The organism is Paraburkholderia sp. BCC1885, assembly GCF_900996235.1.
In the GTDB taxonomy this organism is placed as follows: domain Bacteria; phylum Pseudomonadota; class Gammaproteobacteria; order Burkholderiales; family Burkholderiaceae; genus Paraburkholderia.
In genome coordinates, this window is record NZ_CAAJGM010000166.1 from 22,711 (window position 1) to 43,440 (window position 20,730).

Sequence of the window (20,730 nt, forward strand, 5' to 3'; positions counted from 1 at the left end):
TTCCTCCGCTCTGCGTTACTGAGGCAACGGCAGTTTTGACTGCGCAACGTGGGAGAGGAGGTTTTCCACGGATACGTGCATCACATCGGTAAAGGGCTTCGGATACAGGCCCATGAACAAGGTCAAGGCAGCCAGCACGATCAACATGAAGAACTCGCGATTGTTGATATCGAGCAGTTTCTTCACGTGGTCGTTTGCTACTGCGCCAAAGTACACGCGCTTATACATCCACAGCGTGTAGGCCGCGCCGAGAATCAGCGTGACCGCGGCCCCGCCCGCAATCCAGAAGTTGTACTGGACCGCAGCCAGAATCACCATGAATTCGCCGACAAAACCGGAGGTACCCGGCAAGCCGCAGTTGGCCATCGAAAACAGCATGACCAGCGCCGCGAATTTCGGCATTACGTTGACGACACCGCCGTAATCGGCGATCTGGCGCGAGTGCAAACGGTCATACAGCACGCCGATGCACAGGAACATCGCGCCCGAGACGAAACCGTGCGAGATCATCTGCACGATCGCGCCTTCCGCGCCAAGCTGGTTGAAGATGAAGAAGCCGAGCGTCACAAAGCCCATGTGCGCGATCGACGAATACGCGACCAGCTTCTTCATGTCCGCCTGCACCATCGCAACCAGACCAATGTAGATAACCGCGATCAGCGACAGCGTGATGACGACGGGCGCGAGGAAGTGGCTCGCGTCCGGCGTGACCGGCAGCGAGAAGCGCAGGAAACCATACGCGCCGAGCTTCAGCATGATCGCCGCCAGCACCACCGAGCCGCCGGTGGGCGCCTCGACGTGAGCGTCAGGCAACCAGGTGTGGACCGGCCACATCGGCACCTTCACCGCAAAGGCGAGGAAGAAGGCTATGAAGAGCAGGATCTGCGGCGTCATGGCGATCTTCGTGGTCTGCCACGTGGCCAGGTCGAAAGTGCCCGTCTGCGTGTACAGATAGAGCAGCGCGACCAGCATCAGCAGCGAGCCCATCAGCGTGTACAGGAAGAACTTGAACGCCGCATACACACGGTTCGGGCCGCCCCACACGCCAATGATGATGTACATCGGGATCAGGGTGGCTTCGAAGAACACGTAGAACAGCATCCCGTCCGCGGCGCTGAAAACGCCCACCATGATGCCGGACAGGATCAGGAACGAGGCGAAGTACTGCGCCACGTTCTTCGTGATGACCTGCCAGCCGGCAATCACGACAATCACGGTGATCAGCGCGGTCAGCACCACGAACCACATGGAAATGCCGTCGACACCGAGGTGATACGTGATGTTGAAACGCTCGATCCAGGTCGCCTTTTCGACGAACTGCAGATCGGCCGTGCTCGAATCGAAGCTGGTGAACAGCGGAATCGTCACGATGAAGCTGAGGACCGAACCCACCAGCGCCAGCCAGCGAGCCGGACCAGGATTTTTGTCAGAACCGATAGCAAGGACCAGGAGGCCGAACAGAATCGGCAACCAGATCGCGATACTTAAAATCGGATACGTGTGCATGAATGGTGTCCCTCGCCTTATTTGCCGCCGAGCGTTACAAACAGGGTCAGGAGCCCCAGCATGCCAATAATCATGGCAAACGCGTAGTGATAGATATAGCCGGACTGGAGGAAACGGATCACCCCGGCGAACCAGCCGATGAAGCGCGCGCTGCCGTTGACGATACCGTCGATGACCACCACGTCGCCTTCCTTCCACAGACCACGGCCGATAGCCACCGCACCGCGGGCGAACACCACCTCGTTGATCTTGTCGAGGTAGTACTTGTTATCCAGCAGCGTGTAGATCGGGCCAAACGCGCGGCGCACCACCGGCGGCAGATCCGGACGCTTCAGGTACAGGAACCACGACACCACGACACCCGCCAGCGCCAGCCAGACCGGAATGCCCGATACTGAGTGCAGGCCCATCAGCGCCCAACCCTGGAATTCTTCGGCCAGTTCCGACACGGCCGGATGGTTCGCGCCGATGTAGATCACCTTGTCGAACACCACGCCGTGAGCGAAGTAATCGCCGAACAGCAGCGGTCCGACCGCAATCGCGCCGATGATGACCGAAGGAATCGCCAGCAGCACCAGCGGCACCCACACCACCCACGGGCTTTCATGCGGCTCGTGCGCGTGGCCGTGATCGTCATGGCCATGCGCGTCGTGACCGTGACCATGGTCGTCGTGACCATGCGCGGCGTGTGCGGCGGCTTCGATGCCCATCGGCGATTCCGGATGCTTCGGCTTACGGAAGCGCTCTTCACCGTGGAACACGAGGAAGTACATACGGAACGAGTACAGCGCCGTGACGAACACGCTCGCCACCACCGCGAAGTATGCGAAACCCGAACCCGGCAGATGCGACAGCTTTACCGCGTCGATGATCGAGTCCTTCGAGTAGAAGCCCGAGAAGAATGGCGTGCCGATCAGCGCCAGCGAACCGATCAGCGAGGTGATCCACGTGATCGGCATGTATTTGCGCAGGCCGCCCATGTTGCGCATGTCCTGATCGTGGTGCATGCCCATGATCACGGAACCGGCGCCGAGGAACAGCAGCGCCTTGAAGAACGCGTGCGTCATCAGGTGGAACATGGCGACCGGATAAGCCGACACGCCGAGCGCCACCGTCATGTAACCGAGTTGCGAGAGCGTGGAGTAAGCCACCACTCGCTTGATGTCGTTCTGGACGATTCCGAGGAAGCCCATGAACAGCGCGGTAATAGCGCCGATGACCGTGACGAACGACAGCGCCGTATCCGACAGTTCGAACAGCGGCGACATGCGCGTGACCATGAAAATACCGGCCGTCACCATGGTTGCCGCGTGGATCAGCGCGGAGATCGGCGTCGGGCCTTCCATCGAATCGGGCAGCCAGACGTGCAGCGGGAATTGCGCCGACTTACCCATCGCGCCGATGAAGAGGCAGATACACGCCACCGTCAGCAGACCCCAGCTCGTGCCGGGGAAGGTCAGCGACGCGAGTTCATGGCTCTTCGCGAAGATGTCGCCGTAGTTCAGCGAGCCGCCGAACGCCAGCAGCAGGCCGATACCGAGCAGGAAACCGAAGTCGCCCACGCGGTTCACGATGAACGCCTTCATGTTGGCGTAGATCGCGCTTTCTCGGGTGAAGTAGAAGCCGATCAGCAGGTACGACACCAGGCCCACCGCTTCCCAGCCGAAAAACAGCTGCAGCAGGTTGTTGCTCATGACGAGCATCAGCATGGAGAACGTGAACAGCGCGATGTACGAGAAGAAGCGCTGGTAGCCGTCGTCGTCGGCCATGTAGCCGATCGTGTAGATGTGCACCATCAGCGATACGAAGGTCACCACGCACATCATCAGCGCCGTGAGCGAGTCGACGAGGAAGCCGACTTCGAACTTCAGCTTGCCGACCGACATCCATTCGTAGACCGTCGCGTTGAAGCTCGCGCCGTTCATCACGTCGAAGAAGACGATGGCCGACAGGATGAAGGAAATCGCGACGCCGAGGATCGTGACCGTGTGTGCGCCCGCGCGCCCTACCGCCTTGCCGAACAGCCCGGCAATCAGGGAGCCGGCCAGCGGTGCGAGCGGAACCGCCAGCAACAGGTTTTCGTTGAGAGTCGTAGACATGTGTTGCCCCATTAACCTTTGAGCTGATCGAGATCCTCGACGTTGATCGTGTCGAGACTACGGAACAGGGTCACCAGAATCGCCAGCCCGATGGCCGCTTCCGCCGCTGCAACCGTCAGCACGAAGAAGACGAAGATCTGGCCATGAACGTCGCCCAGGTAGTGCGAAAACGCGACGAAATTGGTGTTTACCGCCAGCAGCATCAGTTCGATTGCCATCAGGATAATGATGACGTTGCGGCGGTTCAGGAAAATGCCCACAACGCTGATCGCAAACAGGATCGCGCCGAGTACAAGGTAATGAGCAAGGGTCAACATAATTTCTCTCCTGTCTCCTCTCAGCTATTTTTAGCAGTGGCCGGATCTGCAGCAGCGGCGGCGGCGGCCGCTGCTTGCGCAGCCGCTGCTGCTTCTTCCGCCGCGATCGTAGCCGCGGTCTTTTCCGAAGGCATCTTCACAACGCGCACCCGGTCCTGGGCGCGCACCTTGACCTGATCGCTCACGTTCTGGCGCTTGCTGTCTTTGGCGTGGCGCGTGGTCAGCGCGATGGCGGCGATGATCGCCACCAGCAGCACCAGCCCCGCCACTTCGAACGCGAAGATGTAATCCGTGTAGATCACTTTACCGATCAGGCGCGTATTCGACCAGCCCGCCATGGCGCTGCCGGCGGCCACCGTGGTGTCGCGCAGCGGCGTGACCGTGGCGCCGAAGCCGTGCCACAGGATCAGCGCGGTTTCGATCACGATGATCGCTCCCACCACCGTCGCCATCGGCACGAAGCGTTTGAAGTCGCGGCGCAGCACGTCGAGGTTGATATCCAGCATCATCACCACGAACAGGAACAGCACCATCACCGCGCCCACGTAGACGAGCACCAGCAGGATCGCGAGGAACTCGGCCTGCAGCAGCATCCAGATGGCGGCCGCGTTGAAGAACGCGAGCACCAGGAACAGCGCGGACGCCACCGGATTGCGGGAGGTGATCACCTTCAGCCCTGATACCACCAGCAGCAGAGCGAAGATGTAGAACAGTACGGTCGTGAATTCCATGATTACCGGTTCATCGTTAGGCCATCGTCAGGCATTGTTCTTTGGCGCACACGCGCCACGCTACAGCGTGTGAAGCAGCAGCCTACGGCCTGACTGCAGGCCGGTACAACGTGATACGTCAAACAAAATCGTTTCGACGCGTGGTTCGATGCGCGCTGGAACGCGCATCTCACCGATAAGGCGCATCCGCTGCCTTATTTGCAGCGATTTCCGTTTCATAGCGATCGCCCACCGCCAGCAACATGTCCTTCGTGAAGTACAGGTCGCCGCGCTTTTCGCCGTGATATTCGAGGATGTGGGTCTCGACGATCGAATCGACCGGGCAGCTTTCTTCGCAGAAACCGCAGAAGATGCACTTGGTCAGGTCGATGTCGTAGCGCGTCGTGCGGCGTGTGTTGTCCGCGCGCGTTTCCGATTCGATCGTAATGGCGAGCGCCGGGCACACGGCTTCGCACAGCTTGCAGGCGATGCAGCGCTCTTCGCCGTTTTCATAGCGGCGCAGCGCGTGCAGCCCGCGAAAGCGCGGCGAGATCGGCGTCTTCTCTTCCGGGAACTGGACGGTGATCTTGCGCTGGAACGTATAACGTCCGGTCAGCGCGAGACCCTTGAGCAGTTCCGTGAGGAAGAAGGTCTTGAAGAAGTTTTGAATTGCGGTCATAGGTTCATCCGCCCTTTATTTCCAGATATTCCACGGCGACATGATCCAGAAGCCGACCACCACCAGCCACACCACGCAGACCGGAATGAACACTTTCCAGCCCAGACGCATGATCTGGTCATAGCGGTAGCGCGGGAATGTGGCACGCGCCCAGATGAATACCGACAGCAACAGGAACACTTTCAGCACCAGCCAGAAAATGCCCGGAATGAACGACAGGAAGCCGAACGGCGCACTCCAGCCGCCGAGGAACAGCGTAGATGCCAGTGCCGAAATCACGATCATGTTGATGTACTCGGCGAGGAAGAACAGCGCGAACGCCATCCCCGAGTAATCGATCATGTGGCCCGCGACGATTTCCGATTCGCCTTCCACCACGTCGAACGGGTGACGGTTGGTTTCGGCGATGCCCGAGATGAAGTACACGACGAACATCGGCAAGAGCGGCAGCCAGTTCCACGACAGAAAGTTCAGACCGTGGGCGGCGAAGAAACCGCGCTCCTGCGAACCGACGATGTCCGACAGATTCAGCGTGCCCGCCGTCATCAGCACGACGACGAGCGCGAAGCCCATCGAAATTTCGTACGACACCATCTGCGCCGCGGCGCGCATGGAGCCGAGGAAGGCGTACTTCGAATTCGAGGCCCAGCCGGCCAGAATCACGCCGTATACGCCGATCGACGAAATCGCCATGGCGTACAGCAGGCCTGCGTTGATGTCGCCGAGCACCGCGCCCGCCTGGAACGGAATCACCGCCCACACCGCGAAGGCCGGCACCACCACCATGATCGGCGCGATCAGGTAAGTCCAGCGGCTCGCCTGGGTGGGCTGAATCACTTCTTTCAGCAATAGCTTCAGCACGTCGGCGATCGGCTGCAGCAAACCTGCCGGGCCGACCCGGTTCGGACCGAGACGCACGTGCATCCAGCCGATCAGCTTACGTTCCCAGAGGATCAGGTAAGCCACGCACAGCAGGATGACGACGGCCACCACCAGGATGCGCACCAGTGCCCACACCGTGGGCCATGCCGCACCGAGAAGTTGAGTGCCGCCCGAGTTGATCGATTCGAACATTTACGCCTTCTCCACCAGCAGTTCACCGAACAGGCTGCCCAGCGCTGCACCGGCAGGCGTGGCCGCCGATACGCGGACGACTGTCTCCGCAAGATTTGCATCGCGCACGGCCGGCAACTGGACCGAGTGCTCACCCTGGCGCACGCGCACCGCGTCGCCGTCTTTCAGACCCAGCTTGTCGAACAGCGCAGCCGGCAGGCCGACGGTGTTCGCGGCGCGGGCGGCCGCCGTCAGATGCAGCGATTCCGCGCGACGCACCAGCGGGTCGGCGTGGTAGATCGGCACATTGGCGAGCCGCTCGAAGGCGCCGTCAGCGGCCTTCGGCGCCGTACCGCGCGCCACGGCGGCGCCGGTCTGGTTCGACAGACGCGCGCTCAGGTCGCCGTCGCCGAGCGCCGCCGTGCGCACTTCTTCCGAGGTATCGAATTCGAAACCGGGCAGACCGAGCAGGCTGCCCAGCACACGCAACACCTTCCATGCCGGGCGCGTATCGCCGAGCGGACGCACCACGCCGTTAAAGCTCTGCACGGTGCCTTCCGCGCTGACGAAAGTGCCGGCCGTTTCCGTGAACGGCGCGATCGGCAGCAGGACGTCGGCGTATTCGGCGCCGGTCTGGAACGGCGACAGCACCACCACCATTTCAGCCTGCTTCAAGGCGGCCAGCGCCTGCGCCGGATTGGCCGTGTCGAACTCCGGTTCGACGTTGAGCAGCACATAACCCTTGCGCGGCTGTTCGAACACTTCGCGCGCGTTCAGACCGCCCTCGCCCGGCAGCGCGCCGACGAGATGCGCGCCCACCGTATTCGCTGCTTCCGTGAGGAAGCCGAGCGTGGCGCCGGTGGCGTCCGCGATCCATTGGGCCGCGGCGTGAATCCGGGCAAAGTCAGGGTGACGCACGGCGGCGTTGCCGAGCAGCACGAGGCGCAACTCACCGGCTACGAGCGACGCAGCGGCCTGCTTGTGCGCGTCATTCGGTTGCGCGCCGGCAAAGGCTTCGGGCAAGGCCGTACCGCGAGCTTCGGAGACCGCGCCGGCGATTCCGGCCAGCTCAGCCAGCCATGCGGAGGGTGCCGCGACCACACGTTCAGCTTGCGGGATCAAGGCGTCGTCGGCGGTAGCCTGCAGCAGCGTCAGTTGCGCGCCGCCCTTGGCAGCCTGGCGCAGACGCGCGGCCAGCAGCGGGTGATCGCGGCGCAGATCCGAGCCGATGATGAATGCCGCGTCGACGTTCGACAGATCGGCGACCTTGCTGCCGAGCCACGGCGCACCGTTGAGCGGCGCCGAGAAATCGGCCTGACGCAGACGGAAGTCGACGTTAGGCGTGCCGACCGCTTGCGCCAGTTGCTTCAGCAGGAACAATTCTTCAACCGTGCTGTGGGCGCTGCCGAGCGCGCCCAGCGCGTCGGCGCCGTGGTCGTCCTTGATGCCCTTCAGACCCTTGACGACATAGTCGAGCGCGGTTTGCCAGTCGGTTTCGATCCACTGGCCGCCCTGCTTGAGCATGGGCTGCGTAAGACGTTCCGGGCTGTTCAGGCCTTCGTATGAGAAGCGGTCTTTGTCCGAGATCCAGCATTCGTTGATGGCTTCGTTCTCGAACGGCAGCACGCGCATCACGCGGTTGTTCTTGACCTGCACCACGAGGTTCGCGCCGACCGAATCGTGCGGGCTCACCGACTTGCGGCGCGACAGTTCCCACGTGCGGGCGCTATAACGGAACGGCTTGCTGGTCAGCGCGCCGACCGGGCACAGATCGATCATGTTGCCGGACAGTTCGGAGTCGACCGTCTTGCCGACGAACGAGGTAATTTCCGAATGCTCGCCGCGGCCCAGCATGCCGAGTTCCATGACGCCGGCGATTTCCTGGCCGAAGCGGACGCAACGCGTGCAGTGAATGCAACGCGTCATTTCTTCCATCGAGATCAGCGGGCCGACGTTCTTGTGGAACACCACGCGCTTTTCTTCGCTATAGCGCGAGGCCGACTTGCCGTAGCCCACCGCCAGATCCTGCAACTGGCATTCGCCGCCCTGGTCGCAGATCGGACAATCGAGCGGGTGGTTGATCAGCAGGAATTCCATCACGGCTTGCTGACCCTGCACGGCCTTGTCGGACTTCGTGCGCACGATCATGCCCGCCGACACCGGCGTGGCGCATGCGGGGACGGCCTTCGGCATCTTTTCGACGTCGACCAGACACATCCGGCAGTTGGCCGCAATCGACAGCTTCTTGTGATAGCAGAAGTGAGGAATGTACGTGTCGACCTTATGCGCAGCCTGGATCACCATGCTGCCTTCCGGTACCTCTACTGTCTTGCCGTCTATTTCAAGTTCAACCATGATGGTCAATCTTCCTTAACCTGTTACCGCTCAATCGTTCGCCCGTTCATTCGCCACACGGCGAAGAACCCCGCGGTTGATGCTTCTGGTGACGCGGCCGCTTTTAAGCCGCCACCGTTTCGGAAGCCGTTGCTGCGCCGGCATGACCGCCCACGAGGCAGTGCTTGTGCTCGACGTGATATGCGAACTCGTCCCAGTAATGCTTGAGCATGCCGCGCACCGGCATGGCCGCGGCGTCGCCGAGCGCGCAAATCGTGCGGCCCATGATATTGCCGGCCACCGAGTTCAGCAGATCCAGATCTTCCTGGCGGCCGAGGCCGTGCTCGATCCGATGAACCACGCGATACAGCCAGCCCGTCCCTTCGCGGCATGGCGTGCACTGGCCGCAGGACTCTTCGTAATAGAAGTACGACAGACGCAGCAGCGAACGGACCATGCAGCGCGTTTCGTCCATCACGATGACCGCGCCCGAACCGAGCATCGACCCCGCCTTGGCGATCGAGTCGTAGTCCATGTCCGTGTGCATCATCATCTCGCCCGGGATCACCGGCGCAGACGAGCCGCCAGGAATCACCGCCTTGATCTTCTTGCCGCCGCGCATGCCGCCGGCGAGCTCCAGCAAGGTGGCGAACGGCGTGCCGAGCGGCACTTCGTAATTGCCCGGCCGTTCGACGTCGCCCGACACCGAGAAAATCTTGGTGCCGCCGTTGTTCGGCTTGCCGATTTCAAGGTAATTCTGCGGGCCGACCGTCAGCAGGAACGGCACGGCCGCGAACGTCTCGGTGTTGTTGATGGTGGTCGGCTTGCCATACACGCCGAAGCTCGCCGGAAACGGCGGCTTGAAGCGCGGCTGGCCCTTCTTGCCTTCCAGCGATTCGAGCAGCGCGGTTTCTTCGCCGCAGATATAGGCGCCGTAACCGTGGTGCGCATGAAGCTGGAACGAGAAGCCCGAGCCCATGATGTTGTCGCCGAGGAAACCGGCGCGGCGCGCCTCTTCCAGCGCCTCTTCGAAGCGGCGGTACTCGGCGAAAATTTCACCGTGGATGTAGTTGTAGCCCACCGTGATGCCCATCGCGTAGGCGCCGATGGCCATGCCTTCGATCAGCGCATGCGGGTTATAGCGCAGGATGTCGCGGTCCTTGAACGTGCCCGGCTCGCCTTCGTCCGAATTGCAGACGAGGTACTTCTGCCCAGGGAACTGACGCGGCATGAAGCTCCACTTCAGACCGGTCGGAAAGCCCGCACCGCCACGACCGCGCAAACCCGACGCCTTGACGTCCGCAATTACCTGCTCGGGCGGAATTTTCTCTTCGAGGATACGGCGCAGCTGGGCGTAACCGCCGCGCGCCACGTAGTCTTCGAGATGCCAGTTGTCGCCGTTCAGGCCGGCGAGAATCAGCGGTTTGATGTGACGATCGTGGAGAGACGTCATTTCGAGAGCTCCTCGAGAAGCTGGTCGATCTTCGCGCGGCTCATGAAGCTGCACATGCGATGGTTGTTCACCAGCATCACCGGCGCATCGCCGCACGAGCCCATGCATTCACCTTCTTTCAGGGTGAATTTGCCGTCCGCGGTGGTTTCGCCGAAGTCGATGCCGAGCTTCTGCTTCAGGTATTCGGCCGCGCTTTCCGAGCCGCCGTCCGGACCCAGCTGGCATGGCAGGTTCGTACAGAGCGTGATCTTGTGCTTGCCGACCGGCGACGTCTCGTACATCGTGTAGAAGGTTGCCACCTCCTGCACGGCGACGGCGGGCATGCCGAGATAGTCCGCCACGAACTGCATCAGTTCGGGCGACAGCCAGCCATGCTCTTCCTGAGCCACGGCCAACGCCGCCATGACGGCGGACTGTTGTTGACCGGCGGGATACTTCGCGATCGCGCGATCGATTTCTTTCAGGCCTTCAGCTGAGATCATTTTCAGACACGACTCTTTCAATTCCTACCGAACGAAAACCTGTCGCGCGTTGCATGTTGCGACAGACCCGGCGTTCCTTTGCTTGACGCGCGCATGCTACGGCTGCAACGCGCACGCCACGATGAAAACCGCTCTTAACGATCGATTTCGCCGAACACGATGTCCTGTGTGCCGATAATCGTCACGGCGTCGGCGATCATGTGCCCGCGCGCCATTTCGTCGAGCGCGGACAGATGCGCATAACCCGGCGCCCGAATCTTCAGGCGATACGGCTTGTTCGCGCCGTCCGAGATCAGATAGATGCCGAACTCGCCCTTCGGGTGTTCGACTGCCGCGTATGCCTCGCCTTCCGGCACGTGGAAGCCTTCCGTGAAGAGCTTGAAATGGTGAATCAGCTCTTCCATGTTCGACTTCATGCCGACGCGCGACGGCGGCGCAATCTTGTGATTGTCGATCATTACGGGGCCAGGATTCTTGCGCAACCATTCAATGCACTGTTTCGCGATTCGAGTGGATTGACGCATTTCTTCGACGCGTACCAGGTACCGGTCGTAACAATCGCCGTTCACGCCGACCGGAATGTCGAAGTCCAGCTTGTCATAGACTTCATACGGCTGCTTCTTGCGCAGGTCCCACTCGATGCCAGAGCCGCGCAGCATCGCGCCGGTCATGCCCAGTTGCAGCGCGCGCTCCGGACTCACCACGCCAATGCCGACCAGACGCTGCTTCCAGATCCGGTTGTCGGTAAGGAGCGTTTCGTATTCGTCTACGCAATGCGGGAAGCGCGTGAAGAAGTCGTCGATGAAGTCGAGCAACGAACCCTGGCGGGTCTCGTTCATCCTCGACAGCGCCTTGGCGTTGCGAATCTTCGATGCCTTGTACTGCGGCATGGCTTCCGGCAAATCACGGTACACACCGCCCGGACGGTAGTAAGCCGCGTGCATCCGGGCGCCGGACACCGCTTCGTACACGTCCATCAGGTCTTCGCGTTCGCGGAACGCATACAGAAACACCGCCATGGCGCCGACGTCGAGCGCGTGCGAGCCGATCCACATCAGGTGGTTCAGCACGCGCGTGATTTCGTCGAACAGCACGCGGATGTATTTGGCGCGCACCGGCACGTCGATGCCAAGCAGTTTTTCGATGGCCATCACGTAGCCGTGCTCGTTGACCATCATCGACACGTAGTCGAGGCGGTCCATGTACGGCACGGACTGGATGAACGTCTTGGTTTCCGCGAGCTTTTCAGTGGCGCGGTGCAGCAGGCCGATATGCGGGTCGGCGCGCTGGATCACTTCGCCGTCGAGTTCGAGCACGAGGCGCAGCACACCGTGCGCGGCCGGGTGTTGCGGGCCGAAATTGAGCGTGTAGTTTTTGATCTCTGCCATGGCGTTCCCTTAGTGTTTCAGACCGCCATAGCGATCCTCGCGGATCACGCGCGGCGTGATTTCGCGCGGCTCGATCGTCACAGGCTGATAGACGACGCGCTTCTCTTCCGGGTCGTAACGCATTTCGACGTAGCCGGAGATCGGGAAATCCTTGCGGAACGGGTGACCGATGAAACCATAGTCGGTCAGGATACGGCGCAGGTCGGGGTGGCCTTCGAAGACGATGCCGTACAGGTCGAAGGCTTCGCGCTCGTACCAGTTGGCCGAGTTCCAGACGTCGACGATCGACGGAATCAGCGGCACATCGTCGTCTTGCGCGAACACGCGCACACGCAGACGCCAGTTGTTCCTGACCGACAGCAAATGCAGGACGGCGGCAAAACGCGGACCGTCGTAGGCGCCTTCGCCGTAGGTCTGGTAGTCGACGCCGCACAGGTCGACCAGTTGCTCGAAGCCCAGCGACAAATCGTCGCGGAGCCGCGTCGCAATATCTTGATATTCTCTTGCACTCACGACGATAGTGAGCTCACCGATTGCTTCGGTGACGCTCAGCAGGCGGCCGCCAAAGGCCGCCTCGAGGTTCGCTTTCAGGGTCTCGAGTTTGCTTGCCATATTGTGGGGGGGCTTTGCCTTATTGACGGGCGATAGTGTTGGTGCGGCGGATCTTGGCCTGTAGCTGGATCACGCCGTAGACCAGTGCTTCTGCGGTCGGCGGGCAGCCCGGCACATAGACATCGACCGGCACGATCCGATCGCAACCACGTACCACTGAATACGAATAGTGATAGTAGCCGCCGCCGTTCGCGCACGAACCCATCGAGATCACCCAGCGCGGTTCGGCCATCTGGTCGTAGACCTTGCGCAGGGCGGGCGCCATCTTGTTGCACAGCGTGCCGGCGACGATCATCACGTCCGACTGACGCGGACTGGGACGAAACACCACGCCGAAACGGTCGAGGTCATAACGGGCAGCGCCCGCATGCATCATCTCGACCGCGCAACACGCGAGACCGAACGTCATCGGCCACAAGGAGCCGGTACGCGTCCAGTTGATCAGCTTGTCAGCCGTGGTGGTGACAAACCCTTCCTTCAAGACCCCTTCGATACTCATTTGCTTTCCACTCCAGACGGGGCGGCAAGCACTCGCCACCCACGCAAACCGGCGATTAATCCATCATTCCCAGTCCAGCCCGCCCTTCTTCCAGATGTAGGCGAAGCCCAGCAGGAACTCGAGCAGGAAAATCATCATTGCCATGAAGCCGGGCCAGCCGATGTCGCGCAGGGCAACGCCCCACGGGAACAGGAACGCGGTTTCAAGATCGAAAATGATGAAGAGAATGGCGACGAGATAGTAGCGCACATCGAATTTCATGCGCGCATCTTCGAATGCTTCGAAGCCGCACTCGTACGGTGCGTTCTTCTCGGTATCGGGCCTGTTCGGACCGAGGATCTTGCCAATACTGACCAGTGCTACGCCTAAACCAGTGCCCACCAGGAGGAACAACAAGACGGGGTAATAGGCTGCGAGGTTCAAGACTGTCCTCAATCGGTTGGTTCTGAGTGCCGCCAGGGATACGATCACCCGGCACGAAATCACTTCGGCGCGCTTGACGCTGCAACTTTAACGCAAACACCAGCCAGAAGCGAAAATGCCAGCCGAAGCGAAGCAAGCGGCTGGCATTTAGATAACATTGGTGCCGACGGCGAGACTCGAACTCGCACAGCTTTCGCCACTACCCCCTCAAGATAGCGTGTCTACCAATTTCACCACGTCGGCACTACTGCAATCCGGGAAATCAACTTGTAAAACCCGCGAATCGCTTCAAGACTTGAATTGTAACTGGTTTAAACAGTTTGTTCAACGCACCACGACCACTTTTGCCGAAAATTATTTCGGCACATCCTGGCCCGGCGTCGATGCAGCGACGGCCGGAACCGCGCCCGATGCACCCGCCGGCGCCGCTGCCGACGAGGCCACGAGCGGCGCTGCCGGAACCGCGCCGAGCAAGCCAGCAGAAGGCTTCGCGTGATACGAGCCGAGGTACGTGAGGGTCAACGTGGTGACAAAAAAGATAGCTGCGAGCACCGCGGTGCTACGCGACAAAAAGTTCGCCGAACCGGTCGCGCCGAACAGGCTGCCCGATGCGCCGCTACCAAAAGCAGCGCCCATATCCGCGCCCTTGCCGTGCTGCAGCAACACGAGGCCAATGACCCCAAGCGCCGACAACAACTGAATGACGATAATCAATGTTTTCAAAACCAGCATCACACTCACCTGAGTCTTTATTTAATCGTGCGGCACAAGGCGCACCGCACGCAATGGGTCTTCCTCACCCGGGCAATCCGCTTACTGCGTGACGCTTACCGCGCCGGCCGCACCGCAGATTGCCAGGAAATCCTGGTCATGCAACGACGCGCCGCCAATCAGGCCACCGTCGATATCCGGCTGGCGGAACAACTCTTCCGCATTGTCCGGCTTCACGCTACCGCCATACAAAAGTGGTACTTCGCCCGCGCCCTTCGCGACGAGACGCGCGCGCAGAAACGCATGAACATCCTGCGCCTGTTGCGCCGTGGCGCTCTGGCCGCTGCCGATCGCCCACACGGGCTCGTAAGCGACTACCAGCCGCGCCGCCTCCCCGGACGACAACTTCGCGAGCACCGTATCCAGCTGCTCACCGACCACCTGCTCGGTCTTACCCGCATCGCGCTCTTCGGCTGTTTCACCGAGGCAGACGATGGGCGTCAAACCTGCTTCGAGCACACGCTGCGCCTTCACGGCCACCAGTTCCGCGCTTTCGCGGTGATACGCCCGGCGCTCCGAGTGCCCGACGATCGCCAGCGACGAACCGAAGTCCGCCACCATGGGCGCCGCCACTTCGCCGGTGTAAGCGCCCTCGGTGAGCGCCGAGACGTCCTGGGCACCCCACGTGACGCGGCTGCCTTGCAGCAGGGCCTGCGCCTGCGCCAGATACGGAAACGGCACGCAGACGCCAACCCGCACGCTCTCCGGCAACGCGCCGGCACCTTGCGCGACGGCTTCGAGCAGAACCGCGTTCTCGGCCAGACGCCCGTGCATCTTCCAGTTACCGACTACCAGCTTGGCTCGTTGTTTCGACATCGTTTCGTCTAGTCGTTCGTCTTGCTGTGGTGGCGGATCCGGTTTGCGCCGGAAATTTGCAGCCTCATTGCAACCTTACTGTCCGCCTTTCAGAATCATGCGACGCACGCAAAACACGCAATTTTACTGTGATGAGGCGGATCGGGTCAAACCTGTACTGTCAGCGCGCGCCCAGACACATGAAGGATGCCCGCGAGGCGCTCCCCGCAGCGCCCCACTACACACCGGCCCAGTCCAGCATGATCTTGCCGACGTGCGTGCTGCTTTCCATCAACGCATGCGCCTCGGCGGCCTGCGCGGCCGGGAACACCTTGTAGATCACCGGTTTGATCCGGCCATCCTCGAGGTGGGGCCACACCCTGTCTTTCAGTTGCGCGGCAATCTTCGCCTTGAATTCGACGGGCCGCGGCCGCAGCGTCGAACCGGTGATCGTCAGACGGCGACGCATGATCTCGGGCAAATTCAGCTCGGCCTTCGCGCCACCCAGCGTCGCGATCAGCACCAGCCGCCCGCCGTCGGCCAGCGCGGCCAACTCGCGCGGCACGTAACTGCCGGCCACCATGTCGAGGATGACGTCGACACCGCGATCGTTCGTCAGCGACTTGAGGACTTCGACGAAATCCTCAGTTTTATAGTTGATCGCCCGCTCGGCGCCGAGTTGCTCGCAGGCGCGGCACTTGTCGTCCGAGCCCGCCGTGGCGAACACGCGAAAGCCGAGCGCGTGAGCAATCTGGATCGCCGTCACGCCAATCCCGCTCGAGCCGCCCTGCACCAGCAAGGTTTCGTTTGGACCGCCCTCGCCCGCGCCGAGATGGGCGCGTTCGAACACATTGCTCCAGACCGTGAAGAAGGTCTCCGGCAACGAAGCCGCCTCGATATCCGACCACCCTTTCGGCACCGGCAGACATTGCGCGAGCGGCGCGGCCACGTACTCCGCGTAACCGCCGCCCGCCAGCAACGCGCACACGCGATCGCCGGTTTTCAGCCCGAACGGATTGTGCTTCCCGTCGATTGTCCCGCCGACGATCTCGCCCGCCACCTCCAGCCCCGGCAGATCCGACGCGCCCGGCGGCGGCGCGTAGCCGCCCTTGCGCTGGAACACGTCCGGACGATTCACGCCCGAGGCCGCCACCTTGATCAGCACTTCACCCGCTTTCGGCTGCGGCGTGGGCCGCTCCGCGAGCTTCAAGACGTCCGGCGCACCGAATTCGGTAATTTCGATCGCTTTCATCTGCGTTACCTCCAAGGTTTGGATTGGATTGCCGACGCGGCCGGAGCCCGTTCGCAATGCGATCCACCCTGCAAGAAAAACGGCCGGCGCGCATTTACGCTGCCGGCCGCTCACTACCTTACTGCATTACTGCGGAGTCGGTTCGCTTTGCGGCGCGCCCGACGCGGTGTCGTTCAGCAACGCCTTGGCCGACAGACGCACGCGACCCTTCTCGTCCGTCTGGATGACCTTGACCTTCACCTGCTGGCCGTCCTTCAGATAGTCGTTGATGTCCTTGATGCGCTCGTTGGCGATCTCGGAAATGTGCAGCAGACCATCCTTGCCCGGCAGGATATTCACGATCGCGCCGAAATCGAGCAGCTTGAGCACGGTGCCTTCGTAGACCTGGCCCACTTCGACTTCCAGCGTGATGTTCTCGATCCGCTTCTTCGCTTCGGCCATGCCTTCGCTGCTGGTGCTGGCGATGGTGACGATGCCGTCGTCCGAAATATCGATTGTCGTACCGGTTTCTTCCGTCAGCGCGCGGATCACCGAACCACCCTTGCCGATCACGTCGCGAATCTTTTCCGGATTGATCTTGATGGTGATCATGCGCGGTGCGAATTCCGACAGTTGCGTGTTCGCGCCGGACACAGCCGAAGTCATCTTGCCGAGGATGTGCAGACGGCCTTCCTTCGCTTGCGCGAGGGCGACCTGCATGATTTCCTTGGTGATGCCCTGGATCTTGATATCCATCTGCAGCGCGGTCACGCCGTTTTCGGTACCCGCCACCTTGAAGTCCATGTCGCCGAGGTGATCTTCGTCGCCGAGGATGTCGGTCAGCACAGCAAATTTGTTGCCTTCGAGGATCAGGCCCATGGCGATGCCGGCGACGTGCGCCTTCATCGGCACGCCGGCGTCCATCAGTGCGAGGCAACCGCCGCACACCGAAGCCATCGACGACGAACCGTTCGATTCGGTGATTTCCGACACCACGCGAATCGAGTAGCCGAATTCGTCGGCGCTCGGCAGGCAGGCAGCCAGCGCGCGCTTGGCGAGGCGGCCGTGACCGATTTCACGGCGCTTCGGCGAACCGACGCGGCCCGTTTCGCCAGTCGCGAACGGAGGCATGTTGTAGTGGAGCATGAAGCGTTCGCGGTACTCGCCTTCGAGCGCGTCGATGTTCTGCTCGTCGCCTTTGGTGCCGAGCGTGGCCACCACCAGCGCCTGCGTTTCGCCGCGCGTGAACAGTGCCGAGCCGTGGGTACGCGGCAGCACGCCGGTACGGATCTCGATGGGACGCACGGTGCGCGTGTCGCGGCCGTCAATACGCGGTTCGCCGTCGAGAATCTGGGTACGGACGATCTTCGCCTCGATGTCGAACAGGACGTTGCCGACGCTCGCCTTGTCTGCGGCAACCGTGCCGGCTGCCGAAGCTTCTTCTTCCAGCTTCGCCTGGGTGGCTGCGTAGACTTCCTTCAGCTTGCCCGAACGCGCCTGCTTGTCGCGGATCTGGTACGCGGCGAGCAGGTCGGCTTGCGCCAGTTCCGTCACGCGAGCGATCAGCGGCTCGTTCTTCGCGGCCGGCTGCCAATCCCATTCCGGCTTGCCGCCTTCACGGACCAGCTCATGAATCGCGTCGATCGCGATCTGCATTTGCTCATGACCGAACACCACGGCGCCGAGCATCACTTCTTCGCTCAGTTGCTGCGCTTCCGATTCCACCATCAGCACCGCGCGTTCCGTACCGGCGACGATCAGGTCGAGCGCCGATTCCTTCATTTGCGGACGCGTCGGGTTCAACACGTATTCGTTGTTGATGTAGGCGACGCGTGCAGCGCCCACCGGGCCGTTGAACGGCAGGCCCGACACGGCGAGTGCCGCCGACGCGCCGATCAGCGCGGGGATGTCAGCCGGGATTTCCGGATTCAGCGACAGGACGTGGATCACGACCTGCACTTCGTTGTAGAAGCCTTCCGGGAACAGCGGACGCAGCGGACGGTCGATCAGGCGCGAAATCAGCGTTTCGCCTTCCGACGGACGGCCTTCGCGGCGGAAAAAGCCGCCGGGGATCTTGCCTGCGGCGTAGGTCTTTTCGAGGTAATCGACGGTCAGCGGGAAGAAGTCCTGGCCCGGCTTGGCGGTCTTGGCGCCGACCACGGTGGCCAGCACAACGGTGTCTTCGACGTCGACGATCACAGCGCCGCTTGCCTGACGGGCGATTTCGCCCGTTTCGAGGCGAACGTTATGTTGGCCCCACTTAAATTCTTTGACGATTTTATTGAACATAGTCATTTTTTCACTCCATCGTTATGCCGCGCGGCCCAAAAGCGGCGCGGCAACGCAAGGACCAGCGCGACAGGAGAAGAGGAGTGTTATTTATGCCATTCCAGAGAACCACGCCTTACGTTAAGTACGCGCGAACCGCTGGAATGACACAAAGCTCTGCCCTGAAGCCCGGCTGTGTTGAGGGTTGGCCGCCGCATGAACCGTCACGCTACCGCGGTCAACCACCGGCGCACCTCACATGAAGCGCACCGTGCAAAAACAAAATGCCTGCATCAGTGAAACTGACACAGGCATCTTGCTGAGAGCGCCCTACTGCGCGCCCAATTACTTACGCAGACCCAGCTTCTCGATCAGTGCGCGGTAACGGTCCGCGTCCTTACCCTTCAGGTAGTCGAGCAGCTTACGACGGCGGCTCACCATGCGCAGCAGACCGCGGCGGCTGTGGTGATCCTTCGTGTGGGCCTTGAAGTGAACGGTCAGTTCGTTGATACGGGTGGTCAGCAGAGCGACCTGAACTTCGGGGGAGCCGGTGTCGTTAGCAGCGCGTGCGAATTGCGCAACGACTTCGGACTTCTTGCTTGTTTCAACTGCGGTCATTTCGATTTTCCTTGAGAACTAAACAGGCGGTCACGGAAGAAAGGCCGTGCCGTGGGTTACAACGAGGGGCGTATTGTAGCACAGGCTGCAGAGCCCGCGAAGCCGCTTGTGCGGCCCGGAATACGAGGCAACGTCACGGCCGGGGCATGTGGCAGGTGCCCGGCTGCACGGTCTGCTCGGGCGGCAGCGCCAGCACCGTGCGAAAACCGTACCCCGAGCCTTCGTTGTCGAAGCGCACGCCGGGCGTGCCGGCGTGGTCCATCTCCATCACGTAAAGGGGCTGGATCATCTGGTGGTCCGCGGCGCGCATCCACGCAGGATGGAAGCCGTTGTCGAACTTCATGCCCTCCAGCTGCTTCGCCACCGCCTCCGGGTCGGCGCTGCCGGCCCGGTTCATGGCGGCGGCGAGCATTTCGATCATCAGCTCCATGCGCAGCACCGGGTAATCGTCCTGGGCGGCCGGGTAGCGGGCGCGAAACGCCTTGTACCAGGCGTCCGAGGCCGCGCCGCCGACGTTCGGATGCCAGTCGGCCACCGCGATCACGCGCTTCACACCGGCGTCGCCGAGCGCGGCCGGCGCGCCGAGGCTGTTGCCGTAGAACGTATAGAACCTGGTGTCGAGACCCTGCTCGCGCGCGGCCTTGACCAGCAGCGTCAGGTCGTTGCCCCAATTGCCCGTCACGACAGCGTCCGCGCCGCTCGCGCGAATCTTGGCGATATAGGGTGCGAAATCCTTCACGCGGCCAATCGGATGAAACTCGTCGCCGACAATCGCGATATCCGGCCGTTTCGCTGACAGCGTCGAGCGTGCCAGCGCGCTGACATCGTGACCGAAGCTGTAGTCCTGATTCAGCAGATACACCTTCTTCACCGACGGATCGCGCTCGATCACGTCAGCCAGCGCGTCCATGCGCATGCCGACGTGCGCATCGAAGCGAAAGTGCCAGAAGCTGCAGGCCGCATTGGTCAACGCGGGATCGTCGGCGGAATAGTTGAGGAACAGTTCGCGGTTGTCGGGCTCGCGGGCATTCTGCCTGTCGATTGCGCCAAGCAGCGCCGCCGCCACCGCCGAGCTATTGCCCTGCAGGACGTAGCCGATATGCCGGTCCGCGGCCGCGCGCAGCTGCAACAGCGCCTCTTCCGGGCTGCCCTTGCTGTCCAGCACGACGAGTTGCAGAGGATGCGCGCCGTCGGCCAGCTTCACGCCGCCGTGTGCATTAACGGTTTCGACACCAAGCCGCAGATTGCGCTCCACTGCCGCGCCGGCATTGGCGAACGGACCCGACATGCCTTCGATCAACGCCAGTTGAACCGCTTTGCCGGCCGGCGCCGCGCTCGACGGCGCCACTGCCTCGCCGGCCGCGGACGCGGCACACGCCGCCGTCATCGCCACCGTCGCCAGCGCCGCTGCCACGACGCGCCCCCACTTCGCCGCCATGTGCAGCTCCTCTGAATCGTCCGAAGCGCGGATCATAGGGCGCGCGGCGTGGAA

Annotated in this window: 19 protein-coding genes and 1 tRNA gene; all 20 read right to left on the minus strand. The window is 61.9% G+C overall.

All coding sequences use genetic code 11. The features are described 5' to 3' along the window. Positions 1-15: 15 nt before the first annotated feature. Positions 16-1,506, minus strand: a complete 1,491-nt coding sequence (locus tag FQ755_RS15735; protein WP_144155775.1) for an NADH-quinone oxidoreductase subunit M — start codon at positions 1,504-1,506, stop codon at positions 16-18. A 17-nt stretch (positions 1,507-1,523) separates the two neighbouring features. Then, positions 1,524-3,605: an NADH-quinone oxidoreductase subunit L gene (nuoL, locus tag FQ755_RS15740; protein WP_144155777.1), complete on the minus strand. Its 2,082-nt coding sequence runs from the start codon at positions 3,603-3,605 to the stop codon at positions 1,524-1,526. 11 nt (positions 3,606-3,616) lie between these two features. Beyond that, entirely contained in the window at positions 3,617-3,922 is a 306-nt protein-coding gene (gene nuoK, locus FQ755_RS15745; RefSeq protein WP_013339863.1) for an NADH-quinone oxidoreductase subunit NuoK, read from the minus strand. 20 nt (positions 3,923-3,942) lie between these two features. Then, entirely contained in the window at positions 3,943-4,653 is a 711-nt protein-coding gene (locus FQ755_RS15750) for an NADH-quinone oxidoreductase subunit J (RefSeq protein WP_144155779.1), read from the minus strand. A 169-nt stretch (positions 4,654-4,822) separates the two neighbouring features. Next, entirely contained in the window at positions 4,823-5,311 is a 489-nt protein-coding gene (nuoI, locus tag FQ755_RS15755) for an NADH-quinone oxidoreductase subunit NuoI (RefSeq protein WP_007588142.1), read from the minus strand. Between the two features lie 15 nt (positions 5,312-5,326). Further along, complete coding sequence (gene nuoH / locus FQ755_RS15760; protein WP_144155781.1) at positions 5,327-6,385, minus strand: NADH-quinone oxidoreductase subunit NuoH; 1,059 nt, start codon at positions 6,383-6,385, stop codon at positions 5,327-5,329. Beyond that, positions 6,386-8,719, minus strand: coding sequence for an NADH-quinone oxidoreductase subunit NuoG (gene nuoG, locus FQ755_RS15765; protein ID WP_144155783.1), 2,334 nt, complete (start codon positions 8,717-8,719; stop codon positions 6,386-6,388). It abuts the gene before it with no gap. A gap of 103 nt (positions 8,720-8,822) precedes the next feature. Next, the gene (gene nuoF, locus FQ755_RS15770) at positions 8,823-10,151 is read right to left on the minus strand and encodes an NADH-quinone oxidoreductase subunit NuoF (RefSeq protein ID WP_144155785.1); all 1,329 of its coding nucleotides are present in this window, start codon (positions 10,149-10,151) and stop codon (positions 8,823-8,825) included. Continuing rightward, positions 10,148-10,633: an NADH-quinone oxidoreductase subunit NuoE gene (gene nuoE, locus FQ755_RS15775; RefSeq protein WP_074301868.1), complete on the minus strand. Its 486-nt coding sequence runs from the start codon at positions 10,631-10,633 to the stop codon at positions 10,148-10,150. Before nuoE ends, nuoF begins: the two co-directional genes overlap by 4 nt. Positions 10,634-10,767: 134 nt before the next feature. Next, positions 10,768-12,021, minus strand: coding sequence for an NADH-quinone oxidoreductase subunit D (locus FQ755_RS15780; protein WP_144155787.1), 1,254 nt, complete (start codon positions 12,019-12,021; stop codon positions 10,768-10,770). Between the two features lie 9 nt (positions 12,022-12,030). Then, positions 12,031-12,633: an NADH-quinone oxidoreductase subunit C gene (locus tag FQ755_RS15785; protein ID WP_144155789.1), complete on the minus strand. Its 603-nt coding sequence runs from the start codon at positions 12,631-12,633 to the stop codon at positions 12,031-12,033. Between the two features lie 19 nt (positions 12,634-12,652). Continuing rightward, positions 12,653-13,132 carry a NuoB/complex I 20 kDa subunit family protein gene (locus tag FQ755_RS15790; protein ID WP_006052903.1) on the minus strand — a complete coding sequence of 160 codons (480 nt, stop codon included), beginning with the start codon at positions 13,130-13,132 and terminating at the stop codon, positions 12,653-12,655. A 63-nt stretch (positions 13,133-13,195) separates the two neighbouring features. After that, a complete protein-coding gene (locus tag FQ755_RS15795; protein ID WP_074265311.1) occupies positions 13,196-13,555 on the minus strand; it encodes an NADH-quinone oxidoreductase subunit A in 360 nt (119 codons plus the stop codon). Positions 13,556-13,713: 158 nt separating this feature from the next. Further along, positions 13,714-13,798 (minus strand) — tRNA-Leu (locus tag FQ755_RS15800). A 111-nt stretch (positions 13,799-13,909) separates the two neighbouring features. Beyond that, positions 13,910-14,287, minus strand: coding sequence for a preprotein translocase subunit SecG (gene secG / locus FQ755_RS15805; RefSeq protein WP_144155791.1), 378 nt, complete (start codon positions 14,285-14,287; stop codon positions 13,910-13,912). Between the two features lie 81 nt (positions 14,288-14,368). Continuing rightward, positions 14,369-15,142 (minus strand): triose-phosphate isomerase, encoded by a 774-nt coding sequence (gene tpiA / locus FQ755_RS15810; RefSeq protein WP_144155792.1) that lies wholly within the window; start codon positions 15,140-15,142, stop codon positions 14,369-14,371. Between the two features lie 217 nt (positions 15,143-15,359). After that, on the minus strand, positions 15,360-16,373 hold the full coding sequence (locus FQ755_RS15815; protein ID WP_144155794.1) for an NAD(P)H-quinone oxidoreductase: 1,014 nt from the start codon (positions 16,371-16,373) through the stop codon (positions 15,360-15,362). Positions 16,374-16,499: 126 nt separating this feature from the next. Next, positions 16,500-18,647, minus strand: coding sequence for a polyribonucleotide nucleotidyltransferase (gene pnp, locus FQ755_RS15820; RefSeq protein ID WP_186308542.1), 2,148 nt, complete (start codon positions 18,645-18,647; stop codon positions 16,500-16,502). 318 nt (positions 18,648-18,965) lie between these two features. Continuing rightward, positions 18,966-19,238 carry a 30S ribosomal protein S15 gene (rpsO, locus tag FQ755_RS15825; RefSeq protein ID WP_074265315.1) on the minus strand — a complete coding sequence of 91 codons (273 nt, stop codon included), beginning with the start codon at positions 19,236-19,238 and terminating at the stop codon, positions 18,966-18,968. A 133-nt stretch (positions 19,239-19,371) separates the two neighbouring features. Further along, a complete protein-coding gene (locus tag FQ755_RS15830) occupies positions 19,372-20,676 on the minus strand; it encodes a branched-chain amino acid ABC transporter substrate-binding protein (protein ID WP_144155796.1) in 1,305 nt (434 codons plus the stop codon). Positions 20,677-20,730: the final 54 nt, after the last annotated feature.